This window comes from Stenomitos frigidus ULC18, assembly GCF_003003795.1.
Classification (GTDB): domain Bacteria; phylum Cyanobacteriota; class Cyanobacteriia; order Leptolyngbyales; family Leptolyngbyaceae; genus Stenomitos; species Stenomitos frigidus_A.
The window spans coordinates 169,780-187,823 of record NZ_PVWK01000083.1 but is presented as its reverse complement, the minus strand read 5'-3'; the positions used below and the strand labels follow the sequence as shown (position 1 = coordinate 187,823).

General features: G+C 51.6%; 22 protein-coding genes. 12 read left to right on the top strand and 10 right to left on the bottom strand.

Annotated features, from left to right (window positions below; all coding sequences use genetic code 11):
- Positions 1-9: 9 nt before the first annotated feature.
- Positions 10-1,272 (bottom strand): GNAT family N-acetyltransferase, encoded by a 1,263-nt coding sequence (locus C7B82_RS15020; protein WP_106257087.1) that lies wholly within the window; start codon positions 1,270-1,272, stop codon positions 10-12.
- A gap of 199 nt (positions 1,273-1,471) precedes the next feature.
- Here C7B82_RS15020 and thiS point away from each other — a divergent pair, with 199 nt between their 5' ends.
- The 3 genes from thiS (at position 1,472) to ald (ending at position 3,197) form a co-directional block, all read left to right on the top strand.
- The gene (thiS, locus tag C7B82_RS15015) at positions 1,472-1,684 is read left to right on the top strand and encodes a sulfur carrier protein ThiS (protein ID WP_106257086.1); all 213 of its coding nucleotides are present in this window, start codon (positions 1,472-1,474) and stop codon (positions 1,682-1,684) included.
- Between the two features lie 95 nt (positions 1,685-1,779).
- Positions 1,780-2,082, top strand: coding sequence for a hypothetical protein (locus C7B82_RS15010; protein WP_146141161.1), 303 nt, complete (start codon positions 1,780-1,782; stop codon positions 2,080-2,082).
- Between the two features lie 26 nt (positions 2,083-2,108).
- The gene (gene ald, locus C7B82_RS15005) at positions 2,109-3,197 is read left to right on the top strand and encodes an alanine dehydrogenase (protein ID WP_106257084.1); all 1,089 of its coding nucleotides are present in this window, start codon (positions 2,109-2,111) and stop codon (positions 3,195-3,197) included.
- 75 nt (positions 3,198-3,272) lie between these two features.
- Here the strand turns inward: ald and C7B82_RS15000 are convergent, their stop codons facing one another.
- Positions 3,273-3,491 carry a hypothetical protein gene (locus tag C7B82_RS15000; RefSeq protein WP_106257083.1) on the bottom strand — a complete coding sequence of 73 codons (219 nt, stop codon included), beginning with the start codon at positions 3,489-3,491 and terminating at the stop codon, positions 3,273-3,275.
- A 295-nt stretch (positions 3,492-3,786) separates the two neighbouring features.
- Between C7B82_RS15000 and C7B82_RS14990 the strand changes: the two genes are divergently transcribed.
- From C7B82_RS14990 to cobA, 3 genes are all read left to right on the top strand, one after another.
- Entirely contained in the window at positions 3,787-4,038 is a 252-nt protein-coding gene (locus tag C7B82_RS14990; RefSeq protein ID WP_106257081.1) for a hypothetical protein, read from the top strand.
- 106 nt (positions 4,039-4,144) lie between these two features.
- The gene (locus C7B82_RS14985; protein WP_219904408.1) at positions 4,145-5,014 is read left to right on the top strand and encodes a sirohydrochlorin chelatase; all 870 of its coding nucleotides are present in this window, start codon (positions 4,145-4,147) and stop codon (positions 5,012-5,014) included.
- Positions 5,015-5,110: 96 nt separating this feature from the next.
- Entirely contained in the window at positions 5,111-5,896 is a 786-nt protein-coding gene (gene cobA, locus C7B82_RS14980) for a uroporphyrinogen-III C-methyltransferase (RefSeq protein ID WP_106257079.1), read from the top strand.
- On the opposite strand, the gene C7B82_RS14975 is transcribed toward cobA, so the two are convergent.
- Entirely contained in the window at positions 5,881-6,345 is a 465-nt protein-coding gene (locus tag C7B82_RS14975; RefSeq protein ID WP_106257078.1) for a DUF29 domain-containing protein, read from the bottom strand. The two genes, cobA and C7B82_RS14975, sit on opposite strands and share 16 nt — an antisense overlap.
- Before the next feature lie 181 nt (positions 6,346-6,526).
- Between C7B82_RS14975 and C7B82_RS14970 the strand changes: the two genes are divergently transcribed.
- Entirely contained in the window at positions 6,527-7,498 is a 972-nt protein-coding gene (locus tag C7B82_RS14970; protein ID WP_339375192.1) for an RluA family pseudouridine synthase, read from the top strand.
- 37 nt (positions 7,499-7,535) lie between these two features.
- On the opposite strand, the gene C7B82_RS14965 is transcribed toward C7B82_RS14970, so the two are convergent.
- Both C7B82_RS14965 and C7B82_RS14960 read right to left on the bottom strand, forming a co-directional pair.
- Positions 7,536-8,093 carry an NADPH-dependent FMN reductase gene (locus tag C7B82_RS14965; protein ID WP_245939906.1) on the bottom strand — a complete coding sequence of 186 codons (558 nt, stop codon included), beginning with the start codon at positions 8,091-8,093 and terminating at the stop codon, positions 7,536-7,538.
- Between the two features lie 7 nt (positions 8,094-8,100).
- A complete protein-coding gene (locus tag C7B82_RS14960) occupies positions 8,101-8,499 on the bottom strand; it encodes a winged helix-turn-helix transcriptional regulator (protein WP_219904407.1) in 399 nt (132 codons plus the stop codon).
- A 154-nt stretch (positions 8,500-8,653) separates the two neighbouring features.
- Here C7B82_RS14960 and C7B82_RS14955 point away from each other — a divergent pair, with 154 nt between their 5' ends.
- Positions 8,654-9,430: an SDR family NAD(P)-dependent oxidoreductase gene (locus tag C7B82_RS14955; RefSeq protein WP_106257076.1), complete on the top strand. Its 777-nt coding sequence runs from the start codon at positions 8,654-8,656 to the stop codon at positions 9,428-9,430.
- A gap of 153 nt (positions 9,431-9,583) precedes the next feature.
- Here the strand turns inward: C7B82_RS14955 and C7B82_RS14950 are convergent, their stop codons facing one another.
- Both C7B82_RS14950 and C7B82_RS14945 read right to left on the bottom strand, forming a co-directional pair.
- A complete protein-coding gene (locus tag C7B82_RS14950) occupies positions 9,584-10,774 on the bottom strand; it encodes a tocopherol cyclase family protein (protein WP_181357506.1) in 1,191 nt (396 codons plus the stop codon).
- 5 nt (positions 10,775-10,779) lie between these two features.
- Complete coding sequence (locus tag C7B82_RS14945; RefSeq protein WP_106257075.1) at positions 10,780-11,139, bottom strand: DUF760 domain-containing protein; 360 nt, start codon at positions 11,137-11,139, stop codon at positions 10,780-10,782.
- A 133-nt stretch (positions 11,140-11,272) separates the two neighbouring features.
- Between C7B82_RS14945 and C7B82_RS14940 the strand changes: the two genes are divergently transcribed.
- Both C7B82_RS14940 and C7B82_RS14935 read left to right on the top strand, forming a co-directional pair.
- A complete protein-coding gene (locus C7B82_RS14940) occupies positions 11,273-12,490 on the top strand; it encodes a chromate transporter (RefSeq protein ID WP_245939905.1) in 1,218 nt (405 codons plus the stop codon).
- A 245-nt stretch (positions 12,491-12,735) separates the two neighbouring features.
- A complete protein-coding gene (locus C7B82_RS14935) occupies positions 12,736-13,959 on the top strand; it encodes a methyltransferase domain-containing protein (RefSeq protein ID WP_106257074.1) in 1,224 nt (407 codons plus the stop codon).
- Positions 13,960-14,013: 54 nt separating this feature from the next.
- On the opposite strand, the gene C7B82_RS14930 is transcribed toward C7B82_RS14935, so the two are convergent.
- From C7B82_RS14930 to C7B82_RS14920, 3 genes are all read right to left on the bottom strand, one after another.
- On the bottom strand, positions 14,014-14,214 hold the full coding sequence (locus tag C7B82_RS14930) for a hypothetical protein (protein ID WP_106257073.1): 201 nt from the start codon (positions 14,212-14,214) through the stop codon (positions 14,014-14,016).
- A 415-nt stretch (positions 14,215-14,629) separates the two neighbouring features.
- A complete protein-coding gene (gene crcB / locus C7B82_RS14925; protein ID WP_106257072.1) occupies positions 14,630-15,085 on the bottom strand; it encodes a fluoride efflux transporter CrcB in 456 nt (151 codons plus the stop codon).
- 456 nt (positions 15,086-15,541) lie between these two features.
- The gene (locus C7B82_RS14920) at positions 15,542-15,835 is read right to left on the bottom strand and encodes a hypothetical protein (RefSeq protein ID WP_106257071.1); all 294 of its coding nucleotides are present in this window, start codon (positions 15,833-15,835) and stop codon (positions 15,542-15,544) included.
- Between the two features lie 358 nt (positions 15,836-16,193).
- Here C7B82_RS14920 and C7B82_RS32340 point away from each other — a divergent pair, with 358 nt between their 5' ends.
- Positions 16,194-16,424, top strand: coding sequence for a hypothetical protein (locus C7B82_RS32340; protein ID WP_181357505.1), 231 nt, complete (start codon positions 16,194-16,196; stop codon positions 16,422-16,424).
- Between the two features lie 288 nt (positions 16,425-16,712).
- Positions 16,713-17,732 carry a response regulator gene (locus C7B82_RS14915; RefSeq protein WP_106257070.1) on the top strand — a complete coding sequence of 340 codons (1,020 nt, stop codon included), beginning with the start codon at positions 16,713-16,715 and terminating at the stop codon, positions 17,730-17,732.
- The last annotated feature ends 312 nt before the right edge of the window (positions 17,733-18,044 follow it).

The following is an 18,044-nucleotide window of genomic DNA, read 5'->3' as shown; positions in this document are numbered from 1 at the left end:
AGATTTTGCTTAGAAAAAATCCCAGCAGAAGGGAGGTGTGCTAGCCCAGGCGTGGTCAAGGCTTGACAGTAATGCGCGATCGCCCTCCACTTCAAGTTCTCCCGTCCACAGCAAATCGCGCGATCGACGAAACCCAGCAAACAACTCGGTCAAATGCTCAATCGACGTTTTGATCTGTGTTGCAGCAGGCTGAGTTGTGGGATACATTTTGCCGTCCACAAAGTCAGCCGTAATCGTGCGCTCGCCCAACATGGGATCGGTCAACTGAAAGGTTAGTTGGAACAATGGTTGTACGGCGATCGGGCGCAAGCGAAAGGCGGCTTCCAGGTCAACCAAGCGCCACATAAAGCCAGCATTGATCGTGCCTAGATGATGCGTCCAGCCAAATTCAGACGCAATGGCTGCAAGCGCTGGATCACGTCGCTGTTCGCGCAACAGATGGGGAAACGGATCATCGGTATACGTATTCCAGACGATCGTGGAAAGCTGATCCCGCAGCGACGCCAAAAAGCCCACAAGGCCTCGATAGGCAGCAGGTGTAGTGGCAACCCACTCCTGGACGATCGCCGCGAGTAATTTTTGCGGTGGCTCCAGTCGGGCAAATTGCACAATGACGTAGCCTAACGGTTCCCCCGCCTCCGTATAACAGTAGACTTCACGCCCGGTAACAGGCTTCACGCGAGACTGCCACTGCCAATCCCACCGTTTCAGCCAGCCGTTATGTTTTAAGGCCGCTCTCTGATAAAGCGCCTGCAACACTGGCTCATGTTGAAACGGGTCATAGGGCACGATGTGCGATCGCTCCGTATAACTGGGCAAGTGTCGTGCCGCCACCCGGTATTGATGCGATCGCCCCACCCACGCCCAACCCAACTTGCGATAAAAGCCATGCTGAAAGGGATACAGCATCATCAGCGGCAGCTGTTGCGCTTGACCGTCTGCGATCGCATGTTCCAGCAGTAACCGCGCCAGCTTTTGCCCACGAAAGTGAGGTGCGACTGCCACCGCTGAAAGACCCATTGCAGGCAACACCTGTCCTTCAAAGCAAACACCTAGACGCAACTGAGCGTAGCTGCCAACCGCCAGCCCTGTCATTCCTTGCTCAGCGACAAAGAGCGATCGGTCGGGCAACGCTAAACCCTGCCCATACCACTCCCGCTCAATTTCGGCATTGGTACTAAGGGGCGCAAAAGACAGACGATCGAGATTCACAATCTGCGGCAGATCGCCATCCTCAGCAGGACGAAGGGTAATGCCTGGTATTTGGGTCATAGCGATCGCGGACGGGGACTCTTACAGAACCTTTGCCACACAAATTTTGTCACCTAATCGTGAGAAAGATACACTCAGCAGATAGTTGTAGTGATCGTTAACCAACCGCAGCAATTCTAAGCCATTAGCATTAGGTGAACCATAGAACGGAACAGCTAAGGCTAACTGGTTAACGTTCACAAATCAAATTGGATGTCACATGCCTGATCAAATTACACTCCAAGTCAATGGCGAACGTCGCACCTGCAAGGCCAAAACATTCTTACCAGATTTCCTCACGCAGCTTGGCTTAAACCCTCGTCTGGTCGCAGTGGAGTACAACGGTGAGATTTTGCACCGCCAGTTTTGGGAACAGACGGAAATGGAGACAGACGATCGGCTGGAAATCGTCACCATTGTTGGGGGCGGTTAAACAGTACCCGTTGGGGGTATTTTTTGAGCGTTTGTGGGGAATTGCTGTCTCGCACGAAGAATCCATAGATAAGAGCGTGCTACACAGGAGCACGTTTGGTTCTTTATAAAGTGGCTATCATGCTGGCAATCGAACAATTAACCTTGAACGGTGCAATGACTTTGCTCACGTATCTTCAGCATTCTCGGCTGGAGGACGAAACAACGGGAGTGATCGCGATCACTGCCATGCTTTGCGAAATGCTCAATCAGGTCGAATCCCTTCATCCTGGCATCACCAGTGAATATGGCTGGCAACCAACCGGCAGCGAAGATAGCGTTGTGGTCAGCAACAGTACCAATGACTTGTTTTTGGCTGATGACTGCTACAGCGATTTCAAATCTGCCAGCGTAAGCTAGAGCTAAAGGCTATCAATGAGGTGCAGATGGACGTTGGTGTTCCCAAAGAAAGGAAAGATCAAGAATATCGCGTGGGGCTGAGTCCCAGCAGTGTAAGAAGTCTGACCGATCGTGGTCATACCGTGTTTGTCGAAAAGGGTGCTGGCGAAGGGTCTGGCTTTACTGACGACGCCTACAGCGAAATGGGTGCACAGCTTGTAGCACGCGCGGCAGAAGCCTGGGATCGCGAACTGGTGGTGAAGGTGAAGGAGCCGCTGCCAGCAGAATATGCTTATCTTCAAAAAGGGCAAACGCTGTTTACCTATCTCCACCTGGCAGCCGATCGCACGCTCACGCAAGCCTTGTTGGATTCTGGTACAACCGCGATCGCCTACGAAACCGTCGAACTGCCCGATCAAAGGCTGCCGCTCCTGGCTCCCATGAGCATCATCGCTGGACGGCTCGCCGTACAGTTTGGGGCACGCTTTCTAGAACGACACCAGGGTGGTCGTGGCGTGCTTTTGAGCGGGGTTCCTGGCGTGAAGCCTGGAAAAGTCGTCATTTTAGGTGGTGGAGTGGTGGGTACTGAAGCCGCCCGCATTGCTGTTGGCATGGGTGCCCAGGTGCAAATTTTGGATGTCAACGTCGATCGGCTGTCCTACCTCGAAACGCTGTTTGGCTCCAGAGTCGAATTGCTCTACAGCAGTGTCAGCCAAATTGAAACGGTTGTGCCTGAAGCTGATCTGCTCATTGGTGCCGTGCTCGTGCTGGCACAAAAAGCGCCTGTGCTCGTCTCCCGCAAACTGGTGCAGCAAATGCGTCCTGGGTCGGTCATTGTGGATGTGGCTGTTGACCAGGGTGGCTGCATTGCCACCGTGCGACCAACCTCACATTCTCAGCCAACCTATGTTGAAGCCGGTGTCGTCCACTATGGAGTGCCCAATATGCCTGGGGCCGTTCCCTGGACATCCACACAAGCACTCAATAACTGCACCTTGCCGTACGTGCTGCAACTAGCAAACTATGGTCTGGAGGCTCTCGATCGCAACCCTGCCCTTGCTCGCGGACTGAATGTAAAAAATCATCAGCTCGTGCATCCAGCCGTGCAGCAAGTGTTCCCAGATCTGGTGCCCTAACAGTTGGTCAGCGATCGGCTTTCAGCGATGATGACATCATTGGGTGGCCGATGGCTGACCGCTCCTTAAAGCTCTTTAAGTTTCAGTCCGAAAAGCCGTCAGCGTCCACTTTTTGTAGCGTTGACGATTAAGACAGCCGCGACTGTAGGTGACTTCTTGCCCACCGCCAGAGGTAAACTGCACGCACCATTCACGCTGACTATGCTGCCAGTAACCAACGGCAGTACCAGCCGCTAAGACACCTGCCCCGACCGCAACGAGAATCAGCTTCTTTTTAAGATTCGGCGTTTTCATTGCCACATGGTACCCAACTCAAGCGAGGACTTCATCCAATTTAAGCCAAAAAAGTGATCAGTTCAGCTACAAAACGATCAGTTCAGTAACTGCTCTAAACAAAAGCGTTAGGAGAGGACGGAAGGCAAAGGGCAGAGGGCAAGAGGCAGAGGGCAAGAGGCAGAGGGCAAGAGGCAGAGGGCAAGAGGCAGAAGCAGGGGAGCAACTCAAAATTCCCGTTTCCATTCCTCGCTCCCTTCCCCTTCAACCTGAGGCAAAATAAGATCCAAACACCCTCGCTATCCAAAAGAACGGTATGAATCAAGCATCAGGCTTTCCCTGGTATTTCGCGATCGACGATCGTCCTGTTAAAGTGGTTGCCACGCCAGGCGGCGGCATGGATGTGCTCATCGCCAATCTCACCACCGGAAAACTTGAGCGCGATATGCAATATCTGGCGTTCTGCTTTGAGCCAGGGCAAAATGTCCAACGCCTTTCAGAAGCAGAGTTCAACACTCGCATTGCAGACTTGCGGCAATCGCTGAGCGATCGCAAAAATGCCACCTAACGTAGGGGCGGTTCGTCGTCACCAGAAAGCTATGCCATCAACGATAGAATCTGATCAGCACAAATCTGATCAGCACAATAATAACCTTAGCGACCCGTTCTAACACTTGCCTTATTCTTCTGCTTACCTTCTCATCTCGCATGGGAGCCGTGATCCACGCCCTCAAGTGGCGATGAATGCACTCGCTGAGCGCTTTGCCCAAAAAATGCAGCACGCTGGTTTAGAGGCTCTGTCAACCACTGGAGCCGTCAGCACGATCGCCGTTGAGCCCTCTTCTCAAACAGCAACCTCTTCCTCGGCTACGACCATAGTTACTGCTGATAGGGCTCACCCTCTAGTTAGCACAGCCTCTCTGGAGTGCAATCCCTTACCGTTGCACAAACAGATTGAACAGTTCAGCGGTGCCGTACAATCTACCTTCGCGGCTAACGGTACAGCCCAAGGGAGGCCATGCAAGCTGGTACTCTTACCGCTTTTTCTGCTCCCTGGTGTGCATGTAATGGAAGATATTCCTCAAGAAATTGCTCTGGCACAGCAGGCATTAGGGGATGCGATCGAGATTGAGCTGCGTCCAGCGATCGGCTCTCATCCGGGTCTGCATCGCCTGGTGACAGAGTGCATGGCAGCACAGCCCGTGGAAGCATGGATTCTACTCTCTCACGGCAGTCGTCGCGCCAATGGCAATCAGCCTGTCGAAGCTCTGGCAGAACGGTTGGGTGCCTTAACGGCTTACTGGTCTGTAGCACCTAGCCTAGAGTTACGACTACAGGAACTATCACAGCTTGGCATGCGCAACGTTGGCATTCTGCCCTACTTCTTGTTTGCTGGCGGCATTACCGACGCGATCGCCCAAACCGTTGAAACCCTTTCTCAGCAATTTCCCACCCTCAAACTGCACCTCGCACCAACCCTCGCCGCAAGTTCAGAATTAACAGATCTGCTGGTCGATCTGGCACAGGATGAAGGGAGAAGGTAAAAGTTTTGAGTTTTGAGTTCTGAGTTAATTTTGACCACCGACCATTACTTTTACGTTCCCCTCCTCCCTTACTCCTCCCACCTCTCACCTCACTCCATGCAACACATAGGTAAAGTCTACTTAGTCGGTGCGGGTCCCGGAGATCCGGGGTTGATAACGCTGAAGGGAAAGACCTTGCTGGAATGCGCGGATGTTGTTGTTTATGATGCTTTGGTGAGTATGCCAGTGCTGGCGATGATCAATCCACAGGCAGAGCAAATTAATGCTGGCAAACGCCGAGGCATGCACTCGCTGAAGCAAGAAGAGATTACGCCATTGTTGATTGAGAAGGCTCAAACGGCAGCGATCGTCGTCCGGTTGAAGGGCGGTGATCCATTTATGTTTGGGCGTGGTGGCGAAGAAATGGAAGATCTGGTCAAAGCTGGCATTGCCGTCGAAGTGGTACCGGGCATCACTTCGGGCATTGCGGCGACTGCCTATGCAGGCATTCCGCTGACACACCGTGCTTACAGTTCATCGGTGACGTTTGTAACAGGGCATGAGGGTGCGGGAAAGTATCGTCCAGCCGTCAATTGGCAGGCGATCGCCCACGGTTCAGAAACGATCGTCGTGTACATGGGCATCCACAATCTGCCGTACATTACAGAACAGCTTCAGCTCGCAGGCTTGTCAACTCAGACGCCAGTCGCACTGGTGCGTTGGGGCACGCGACCCGAACAGGCAGAACTCATCGGCACGTTGGCAACGATCATGCAGCAGGTAGAGTCGGCACACTTTGAAGCACCCGCGATTGCGGTCATTGGCTCTGTCGTTAACCTGCACGAGATCTTGGCTGGCTGTCGTCCAGCGTCGATCGCGTACGAAAACTACTCCGGTAAGTAATCAGCATCCAGCGACTGTTCTGGAGTGAAGGGCGATTCTGAGGGAAAGGTTTCGTTTGGCAGACCAGTTTCCGCAGCCGCTAGTTTTCGGGCCTGTTGATAACTCTCGTCAAAGGTTTGACCAAAATAAGATCTCAGGCTGGGGCTATCTCTGAAAGCTTTAGTCAAGCGATTACGATGTTCTAGTAAGGTAAAGCGCCAACTGTTAGAACGTCGTTCAGGCTGGTACTTGTATTTCAACAAGTGCATTAAAACCACTTCAAGGTTGCTTTCAATGGCTTGTTTGTCACTCCTGCCCATGCTCTCAATTTCTTCAACCAAATTCTCTACGTCAAGTCTGGCAAACTCGCCATTCCGCAGCAGTTGCGCAGTTTCCTGTAGCCAAAGATAGTAATCTCGATCGTAAAGTTGAGCAGTGGGAGCAGACGTTTCAGGGTGTTTGGCCGTCATCACAATTACCTGGCTCAAGTGAGTCCTGCTGCTCGAAGTCTAGCATGGTCAGTTTTGGGGACGCTGGCTGATGCGCTAGGGTTAAGTAAATAAGCGTCATCAACAAATCTTTAAATAGATTTGCTTGCTGTACCGCTTGAAAGCGCAAACATCGTTGAGTTTCCTGAGCAAGGTTTAGAAATTGTCCTCACAAATTGCACTACAGGTTGAAGCCGTGGGCGCGTCTACCGAAGAGACAGCGCACCAACGCCTCGATCGCTACCTTTCTGAAGCACTGCCTGACGTATCACGATCGCGCGCGCAGAAGCTGATCGAACAAGGGCAGATCCAGGTCAATGGGCAGGTCTGTACTTCTAAGAAACTGATGGTGCAGGCAGGCGATCGCATCGACATCACTGTTCCTGATGCTCGACCGCTGGATCTTCAAGCAGAAGACATTCCTCTCGACATTCTTTACGAGGATGAGCATTTGCTGATTCTCAACAAACCTGTGGGATTAGTCGTGCATCCCGCTCCAGGACATGAAGAGGGAACCCTGGTCAATGCGCTGCTGGCACATTGCGATCGCTTGGCCGGCATTGGTGGCATCCAGCGTCCAGGGATTGTGCATCGGTTAGATAAAAACACCAGTGGCGCGATCGCGGTTGCTAAGACCGATCAAGCACACCAGCATTTGCAAGCACAGCTAAAAGCAAAAACAGCGCGACGCGATTACCTGGCAGTGATTTATGGTGCGCCTGCTGCTGACAATGGCACGATCGATTTGCCGATTGGTCGCCATTTAATCGATCGCAAAAAGATGGCGATTATCCCTGAAGAAAAGGGTGGTCGTCGTGCGGTGACGCATTGGCAGGTCAAAGAGCGGATGGGAAATTATACGCTGATGCAGTTTGCGCTCGAAACGGGACGGACGCATCAAATTCGAGTGCATAGCGCCAAAATGGGACATCCGATCGTCGGTGATCCAGTCTACGGTGCAGGTCGCGCGGTTGGGGTGAAGCTGGCCGGTCAGGCACTTCACGCCTGGCGACTCCAGTTGGAACATCCCGTAACGGGAGAGGCGATCGTCGTTGTGGCTCCCATACCCGCGGCTTTCTTAACGCTGGTCGAGATTCTACGCCGCCGTAATGCCTCGTCAACGTCAAAAAAATGATTGACTGAGAGCATTTTAGACTGTAAACCGATTGCTTCTAGAATGACTCAATCGCCTTTGCGAAGGAAATGACTGCAGCTTGTAATTGACCAAAAATCTCTGCATCAGCAACAATTCCGGCTGCATCAAGATTTTTACCAAGGAGAGCCGCAGTGATGGACGCTTCAGGAACCATTCGTCCTGCCATTGTGGTCACAATCTCGGTAAGCGCTGCTTGAGCATGAACGGCTCGTAGTGAGGCATTGAACAAGGCGATCGGCTTACCGATAAACTCTTCTCCACTCACCAACCAATCCAGCGCATTCTTCAGAACGCCCGGTACACCATGCGCGTATTCGGGACTCGAAATGATTAAACCGTCAGCCCATTTCACATGTGCCCGCAGATCCGTCACGACTGGCGGCTCCATTGGCTCAAGATCTGGGTTGAAGTGCGGCAAGTCACCGAGTCCACCATACAATCTCATCTCCACAGTTGTCGGTGCTGCCGCGATCGCCGCTTGCAGTAGAGCCGTATTGGATGAAACCTGACGAAGACTACCCGAAATGGCAAGGATTCTTACAGGTTGGGATGTGCTTCCTGTGGTGACAGCCACTCTTTTCTCACTCCGTTCGGGTTGCCTTTTGACTGGACGATGGCTGCTCATCATTCGTCTCTAACACAGGTTTGTGATCCTGTTTAACCGTATCAATCTCGTGTTGCAACTCCGAAACGGCATCCAAAATGGAGACGAAGCGTTGCCCAAAGTGAGTGAGCTTGTATTCAACTCGTGGTGGAATCTCTGCATACGCGATTCTTTCCAAAATCCCGAAGCTGACCATTTTGTTTAAGCAATCACCTTGTACTTTGGTTGTCAGCCCATCGATCGACCGCGTAATGGCTCCAGGGCGTTCTACTCCCTGACGGATCAGCGTCAAAATGCGAATGGACCACTTACAGCCAACGATATACTCCAACATGGCTGCGGCTGACGTTTCGTGATCTGGCTTTCCTCTATTCATTGGATGTATCAAAAAAAATCTTCCTGCCCTGGCTCAATTGCGACCCCAAAGTGCGTACCTCACTGGAAGGTGCTTACTTTTATACCGTGTCTAACTTGCCTATGCTGCTGGCTGTGGTTGCACCCACGCCATAACCTCTAGTAAGGAAATCACCATGTATCAAGAGTTTAAGCAGAAACAAGGACTGGTTATAGGAGGAAGCAGTGGCATCGGGCGGACGGTTGCAGAAATGCTGCTCAAGCAAGGAGCCGCTGTTACGATCGTCGGGCGCACGCTTGAAAAACTTCAGGCAATAGCGACTGAGCTTGAACAACACGGTAGCATCCAAGTCTGGCAAGCGGATATTAGCGATCGCCAAGACACCTTGCGACTGATCGAGCAGATTGCTTCCCATCTCCCGCAGGTTCACTATCTCGTCAATGCGGCGGGTGTTTTTCTGCCCCAGCCCTTTCTTGAGCACTCAGAGGCAGACTACGATCGCTACCTCAACCTCAATCGCGGCACTTTCTTTGCAACACAGCAGGTTGTTCGCAATATGGTGCAGCAAAAGCAAGGTGGTGCCATCGTCAATGTGGGTTCAATGTGGGCGCATCAAGCAGTGTTGGCGACCCCATCCTCGGCTTACTCAATGGCGAAGGCAGGCTTGCACGCACTCACACAACATTTAGCAATGGAGCTGGCTCAGTACCAAATTCGTGTGAATGCGGTTGCACCCGCTGTTGTCGAAACACCGATCTACGGAGCGTTTATCAAACCAGAAGATATCCAGACAACGCTACAGAGCTTCAACAGCTTTCATCCGATCGGACGGATTGGTCAACCGATCGATGTTGCAGAAGTCATTACCTTCTTGCTGTCCAAGCATACTTCCTGGGTCACGGGTGCGACATGGGATGTAGATGGTGGCGTGATGGCAGGACGCAATACTTAGGCGATTTCCGGCAAAGATTTTACCCTTCGACTCCGCTCAGGGTGCAAGCTGGCTGAGCGGAGTCGTTGGCGTAGCCTGCCCGTAGGGCATAGACAGCGGGTAGTTTGTTTACTAGAAATCTCCTTAAACTTGAGCTGGCGGAGAGGAAGCTTTTCAAGCAGCGCTTTGCCAAACGCCATCCCAGGGCGCGCCGCCGGTTTCTAGCCCACCACGATCGCTGTACGCTTCGAGTAGCGTTTCGTTGCGTTGGCGATCGTGCAGCCGTAGCGTAATCTGCCCCAGCATCGTATCGCGACAGGCAAATACTAGGCCCTCGGCCGTTGGAGCACGTAACGGTGTACCGGGAAGATCCGTCGTGCCAGTGAGTTCCACCGTAAACTGGCTGTTTTCTGCCCACATCCGCCAGTGTCCCCAGGGCTGAATCTCCCAATGCACCTGAGAATTCCAGGGCACAAATTCGTAGAAAGTACCGTTGTGATGAATCCCAATCATCGCCACCGATTCCATCCACCACAGGACCCCTCGACGACCACCACCCGCTGTTAACGCTAGATCCAGTTCTCCTACAAAGCTATTGCAGTTTAGCCAAAACCATTTTTGCGGAAAGGCACCACCCCAGTTTTTTTCGCTATAAGCGGGCGCATTTACAAAGTCGTAGCGCGTTCCGTTCCACTCAATCCAACCTGTTGCCAGCCCATGCGCCATGAGTATCTGCCAACCCGGTTCAAAGATTTGCAGCGATGACAGCCATCCTGCGGTCGATTGTTGCTGACTCGTTGCATTCCCCCAGCCATAGACAGGTTGAATCTGATACGCCCACCCTGCCGAAGCCCCTGATGGTTCATGCAAAACGCCCTGATGCCAGGTAGCCGTTGCCTGATAGCCTTCGTGGATGTGTTGGGTGAATTGTTCTGGCGGGAGGAAGCCAGGAGTTTTGAGTAGCGCTTTGTGCCGCTGCGCTAGAGAGTTTTGAGTTCTGAGTTCTGAATTAATGCTGACCGCTGACCGCAGACTGCTGACCGCTGTTTCCTCCCCTCTCCCCTCTCTCCTCTTCCCCCAATGCCCCAGTCCCAGCGTCTGTTTCCACGCCCAGAAGGTCTTCACGTTGGGCAAGGTGCGGCAAAGGTATTCGTCGTTAGGACCAAGAATTTGGGCAGCTCCACCGCTGTGGGGTTTACCGCCGATCGGGTCTTCGATGGAATACATAAACGCGAAGGTCTGACCACAATCGGGCAGAGTCACGCGGTAGTACCAGCCTTCAAAAAAGCGACGAGCACTAGCATCCCAGTGGTAGCCGCTGTGAGGGGTTTGCAGACGACTGGGCTTAGCTTGATGGGGTGACACAGAATCTAATCTGAAGGGCTATGAGCGTCTGACGGCAGCGAGAGAGAGCCTGCCAGCAAGTCTTCCATCTCCATCCGTTGCTCCATCTGGCGTAGAAAATAGCCTGTCATCATGGCAGACGCCAATAAACCCGCCAAATTGTCGCGATCGGTGGTGATTTTCACATTAAAAGCTTCGGAAGGCAACATGCCCACTAGCCCCTGCACATTATGCGAAATGATTTGCTTGACATCAGGCGTGACTAGCTTTGCCACCTGTGCGAGTATTTCAGGGGGCTGGTGCTGAAGGTAGTTCAGCAGTTCGTTCGACTCGTGTTCTTCAACATCGGCACCGAGAAAATTCGCGCTATCAGGGTTAAAGACCATGTGCTAATTTGGTATCCGTTTCAAACCATTCTGACACTTCTCGCCATAACTGCAACCAGTACGTTTAAGGGGGGAATACCGAACCAGTGCCAGAACGTCAGAAGAATCACGGTGAGTGAGTGAGGCAATTTCTGTGGCTGAGTCTCAAGAACGAGTGCAGGTTGAAGCGGCGAACATGCCCTATAAGCAGCTCAACGGCGTCCAAAGGCAACAGCGGTTGAGCGAACTGGCGATCGTTTTTCTTAAACTAGGGACGATCGCGTTTGGCGGTCCCGCAGCCCATATCGCCATGATGGATGACGAGTGCGTGAAACGTCGGCAGTGGCTGAGTCAGGAAAAACTGCTGGATCTGCTGGGCATCACCAACCTGATTCCGGGACCTAATTCCACGGAACTGGCGGTGCATATTGGCTACGATCGCGCGGGCTGGAAGGGCTTAATCATTGCCGGATCGTGCTTTATTCTGCCCGCCATGCTGATTGTGTGGGCATTAGCAGCCGTTTACGTCCGTTTTCAGACCGTTCCCGAAGTGGGCTGGCTGCTGTATGGCGTGAAGCCTGTGATTATGGCGATCGTGGCGCAAGCCTTTTGGAAGTTGGGCAAAGCTGCCATTAAAGATCTGCCGACTGCGATCGCAGGCGCAACCGTCATCGCTGCCTTCTTTCTAAACGTCAATGAGCTGGTGTTGCTTTTACTAGCAGGGCTAGGTGTCATGCTGTTCAAGAACATCCAGCGAGGCAATACGGGCGTCGCTGCGTTGTTACCATTCCCGATCGTTCTGTCGCAAGTCAGTGTAACGACTGCCGCCATTGGTAAAGCGACCTGGCCACAAGTGTTTCTGGTTTTTCTCAAAATAGGCTCTGTACTGTACGGCAGCGGTTATGTGCTGCTTGCCTTCTTGCAACGAGACTTGGTGGAACGGATGCAATGGCTCACGTCTCAGCAGCTTTTAGATGCAGTGGCGATCGGACAACTCACGCCCGGTCCTGTCTTCACCACTGCCACGTTTATTGGCTACCTGATCGCGGGCAATGTAGGCGCGATCGCGGGCACGATCGGCATTTTTCTGCCTGCCTTTGTGTTTGTGGCGATCGTCAGCCCCTGGGCAGCCAAGCTTCGATCGTCACCCTGGACAAGTGGCTTTTTAGATGGCGTGAATGCTGCTTCTCTGGGACTGATGGCAGTTGTCACCTACACGCTGGCACGCGAAGCACTGATTGATTGGCTAACAATAGGCGTCGCGCTGGTCAGCACGATCGTTGTGTTTCGGTTCAAAATCAACTCTGCCTGGCTGGTATTGGCAGGCGGAACGATCGGCTTTTTAGCGCAAAAGTTCGGCTGGATTGCATAAATTTAAGCCATTAGCTATCAGCTTTCAGCTATCAGCTTTCAGTAGGGAGCGGGAGGCGCAAGAAAGCTCAATGCAAAACTCTCTAGCGTTCGCGAAGCGTGTCCAACGGACTCAGCGGCGCAAAGCGCGACTCAAAACTTTTAAAATCACTGACCGCTGACCGCTGACTCCTGACTCCTGACCACCTTAAAATAACTACACTAAAGGCAAACCCCTGATAGCAATGGATTGAGCGAGAAGACACGATGACTGAGATTGCAACAAACCAACAGATACCCTGCTGCGAAGCATCCGAAACCGTTGCTTACGATGTTGAACAGGCTGTTTTACAGCGCTATGAAGCGGGGGCACGTCAGCCCGAAGCGGCGCTTTGCTGCCCTACCGATGGGTACGATGCCCATCATCTTGCCAAACTTCCTGCCGAGATCGTCGAGAAAGACTATGGCTGTGGCGATCCAACGAAGTACGTAGAGAGTGGTGAAACGGTCGTTGATCTCGGTTCCGGGGCTGGAAAAAATTGCTATATTCTGGCTCAAAAAGTCGGTGCGACAGGACGCGTCATTGGCGTAGACTTCAACGATGAAATGTTGTCGCTGTCGCGCAAATATCTTGATGCGATGGCAGCGGCATTGGGCTATCGTAATGTTTCGTTTGTGAAAGGGAAAATCCAAGACCTGGCGCTGGATCGCGATCGTGCCCAGGCGTGGCTGACTCAGCACCCTATTACTGCGCTTGATCAATTGAGTGCGTTTGAAGCGGAGTGCGATCGCTGGCGACAAGATGAGCCTTTAATTGCTGACAATAGTATAGATGTAGTCATTTCTAACTGCGTGCTCAACCTGGTCCGTCCCCAGGACAAGCAGCAGCTTTTTCAAGAACTCTACCGCGTCCTCAAGCGAGGTGGGCGAGCGGTCATTTCCGACATTGTTTGCGACGAAGATCCTACACCAGCGATCCTGAATGATCCCGAACTCTGGAGTGGTTGCATCGCCGGAGCCTTCCGCGAAGATGCCTTCTTAGAAATGTTCGAGCAAGCAGGCTTTTACGGCGTTGAGATTCTGGTGCGACAAGCAGAACCCTGGCAGGTCATTGACGGCATTGAATTTCGCTCCATGACCGTACGCGCCTTCAAAGGTAAAGATGGCGCGTGCTGGGAACGCAATCAAGCCGTAGTCTACAAAGGCCCCTGGAAAGCAGTGCAGGATGATGACGGGCACACGCTCTATCGCGGTCAGCGGATGGCAGTTTGCGACAAAACGTTCCAGATCTATACCGATCCGAAAAGTCCCTATCAGCAAGACATCATCCCTGTCCTACCGCAGGCTAACGTACCATTGGCTACGGCTGCGAGCTTCGATTGTGCTCGCGATCTTGTCCGTCATCCCCGTGAAACAAAAGGTTTAGAGTACCGTGCAACGCTCACCAGTGATGCGAACTCATGCTGCGATCCGTCTGATCGTTGCTGCTAAATGCTTTATTAGCCGTAGAACCGTTGTATATGACGGTTCTACGGCAGCAGAAGCTTACTCTGCAGCGCGTTGTTGGTCATCACGCTCCAGCAAGCGCTGCTTTAGTTTTCTTCGCAATCGATGCAGTGCGCGTTTACCAATCACTGCCAGAAGATAATTGGCAGCAATCGTAGGGGTTTTAAAGAAGCCCAGAGTGACCAACTCATTCACGACTGCGGCATTTTCGGGATTTAACTCGACTCGCTGTTTGGACATATGCGCCTGATGCTCTCACAAAACGTACGTATTTCTTCGCCTGGTAGAGCACTGAACCCGTCAACTTTTCGACTTTAGAGATTAAAAGAACTAAATTTGAATGCCAAGCAGGTTGCTGCCAGTTTGATTTTTGTCAGCAACGTTGCTGAACAGACTGCAACCGACCTTTGACTGCGTTACTTCAACTTGCTAGGACCCACACTTGATCCCCTAAACCTCAATGGTGCGAGGTTTTTAAGGAGGGCAAATCAATGCGTTTGCGCGCAGGTTGCGCTCTTAGCCATTGCACACTTTATATAAGTCTTACACATGTAGCAATCTAATTCATATAAGCTTTACAAAATAAGTACCGGGAACCTTTCCCAGACCCTTGTCTAGGTGGGGGTTGCCAGTTGTTAGGGTGGCTTCCACGCTATCACGACACCCTCCTTGCCAGCAGGTTGCCTAACTCTAGGCTGAGAAAGCCTAAAACCGCGCTACCTAGCCAATACACCAACGCTAAGCCTCTGTTGCCCGACTGCAGCAGGTTGAATGTATCTAACTCATAGCTAGAAAAGGTAGTGTATGACCCTAAGAAACCAGTGGCGACGAGCAATCGCAGTTCTGGTGAAGTCATTGTTCGCTCCAGCGTCAAGGTGATAAAAAAGCCCATTACCATTGCGCCTGTGAGGTTGATGACAAAGGTGCCGTACGGAAAACTAGCGCCCAACCACCGAGCAAAAAACAGCGTTAAATAATAACGGCTTAGCGCCCCCGGAATGGCTCCCAGAATCACTGCGAACGGTGCGCGGAGAGACGGATCGATCGCAGACAGAAGCCCTAGCGTTTTACCCAAACCGTTTAAAACGTGATGCAAGAGGGTCACTAACATCCTGTAACTCCTGAAGCGATTAATTCTGCACAAACCCCTCCGATCGTAGAAACAGGGAACGTTGCCATAGAACGTCGCTTCCACAACGATTCGGGTCGCAGCCATGAGACTGCCAGTGTCTAGCAGACGAATTCAGAAAGCAAGCTGCTTGTGTACTGTAAAACGACACTGCTAAGGCATTTTAGCAAGCTCCCTTGTCATGCCATCCTCATAACACCTTTGTATCGCAGCTAACGCGCCCATGTTACATGCTAAGGAACACGAATTTAATCACTCCGGCATTTCCCATAGGGCCGTGCGCCCCTACCTGCAAATACAGCCGTTTGCAAATGGGTCAGCCACAATCGAGCATCCTGCTCGCAGGCGCGAACCAGACGCTCACACTCAGTCGATGTGGCTTATTCAAACGAAAATTGCTGTAATTTGTCGATTTTAGATAATCGACGCTCCTAAGCATCATTCCCAGGTTGCGATCGGCTTTAAGACGGCTGGAATGTCTGCCTCAGCCGGAAACTCCAACTGCGTTTCTCGTAAGCCTAGGTAGCCCGATTCAGTAAAGGAAAGTAACATACGCTGGAGTGCAAGCCAGACCTCTGCTTCGTATTCCCAGTCACGCTGACGATATGACTGTGCGGCGATCGATCGCAGTGCCCAAAAATAGCTGTTTCTCACAACTGAACCGCCTTTTTTGTATTCCGGCACATCTTCGCGATGCAGAAATACAATGTCATGTTCAATTCTGGCTCTCATAAGACTAGTGAAGCTTGAAACGCGTTAGTGCTGTCTTCATATTGCTTAAATTCGCCGCTTGCAGTGAAACAGCACCGTTACAAAGCATAAAAAAACAGAGTTTTGTCAAGTGCATAAAGTTAATTTAAGTTGTAGTTACATATACAGGCATCTTTGTATTTATACAGCAAGAATAGTCAACATAAGCATCAGGATTGTCAAGGGGATCACTCGCCACTCAATGATCCTAATAGTGAAAGAAGCTCTGTGGAACAAAATATATCCACAGACTGTAGTCGTGCGAAAAGACGACTGTCATATTTAAAGCAACGTTCTTAGCGCCTTGTTTTTTAACAATAAACATTCAACTGGTAATAAAATGGCAAGCTGCCCTTTATGTTCCGATATTTTACTGCGGCATATCCGCTCTGGTAAATCCTACTGGCTGTGCCGCCGTTGTCGCCTTGAGATTTTAGAAAAAAGCGATCCCACATGTAATGCGAGTAGCTTGCCACCGCCGCAGGTTTCAGTCGAGTGGTTGCCAACGCTTCAGGCTGAGATCTCCAACCGTCATAGCAAGCCTCACCCTCAAATCACAACTGAAGTTTAGCGATCGCGATCGCTCAGTTACTTTTACAGTTGCTTTTATCTAAGTCCTACAGGTTCCTGATAGCTGGGTAACAGTAGGCTTCTAAGCAATCATTCTGTTTGTCAAAATTGAGGCTAATCCTGGTGAACTTACCCAGTGCACGGAAATACTAACTTCCGTAGAAAACCCGATTTCTCCCTCTAAACAAAAGCCCATACTGGAGTTCACTGCCCCATGAACCCATCCAGCGCCTGCTGAACTGTGCGCTGTGGAGCAGTTAGAATAATCCTTAGCGTGAGGTCTGCTTTAGTGAACCGCCTCTATACAGAGCGACCCAGAGTGCTTGTTGTTGATGACAACCCCTCCAGCCGACTAACAGCCGTTGCATTGCTTTCAGTCGAAGGCTACGACGTGCTAGAGGCAGATAGTGGCCCAGCAGCGTTAGACTCTATGGTTGCAACGAACCCCGACTTGATTTTGCTTGATGTCATGATGCCTGGGATGGATGGCTTTGAAGTGTGCCGTCGTCTGAAACAAGATGAGCAAACGCGGCTGACTCCTGTGGTTTTTGTCACGGCGCTGGACGATCGTCGCGCTCGGCTGAAAGGCATTGAAGCTGGTGGTGATGACTTCTTGACCAAACCGTTTGATCAGCTGGAACTGTCTGCTCGTGTCAAATCACTGATTCGTCAAAAGCGTCTTAACGAAGACCTTGACCACGCCGAAAAAGTGCTCTTTTCGATCGCCCAAACGGTCGAAAGTCGTGACCCTAACACAGGCGATCATTGCGAACGGCTCGTGGCTCACGGTCAAGCCTTCGGAGAATTTCTCGGCCTCTCCCGCATTGAAATCCGTGATCTCATGTGGGGTGGCTATCTGCACGACATCGGCAAGGTCGGCATTCCCGACGCTATTTTGCTAAAGCCAGGTAAACTCACGCCGGAAGAATGGGAAATCATGCAGCAGCATGTGCTCATTGGAGTGAAGATCTGCCAACCGCTGCGAACCATGCGTGGAGTGCTGCCGATTATCCGTCATCACCACGAGCGCTGGGACGGGACAGGCTATCCTGACGGACTTTTAGGAGAGCAAATTCCGCTTTTAGCTCAGATTTTTCAAATCATTGATATTTATGATGCTCTAACGAGTGAGCGCCCTTATAAAAAAGCCTTTACCCCGATCGATGCACTCATTATTTTGAAAGAAGAAACCGCAACGGGCTGGCGTAACCCTGAATTGATCCAACAGTTTGAGGAGTTTATCCGTTCTGTACAAACAGAAACAGCCGCCTTACCTCTGGCTTTAGCACCCGTGCCCCAACCTGCCTGACCCCTGTCGACTCTGGGCTGGTGTTTAAATCTGTTGGTTCTTCCGTAGAGCCGATTCATCGTTGGGTAGAGGCACTACATTGCCGTGCCCTTGCAAGCTATGTGTACTCTCATATTGAATTGGTACGGTTCTACGGAAGCCTTACGTGTTCGAAACACGATGAACAAAACCCTCCGTCACGGATGAATTATAGCTATAGCCATGCTGGTTAGGACGGGGTGCAGGGGTGGAAACCCTGGCTGGGGGCACGCCCCCACTCCCCCTTTGATCCCAATGTCCTAAGCTTTGTGACAACAGCTATAAAATCTGAAA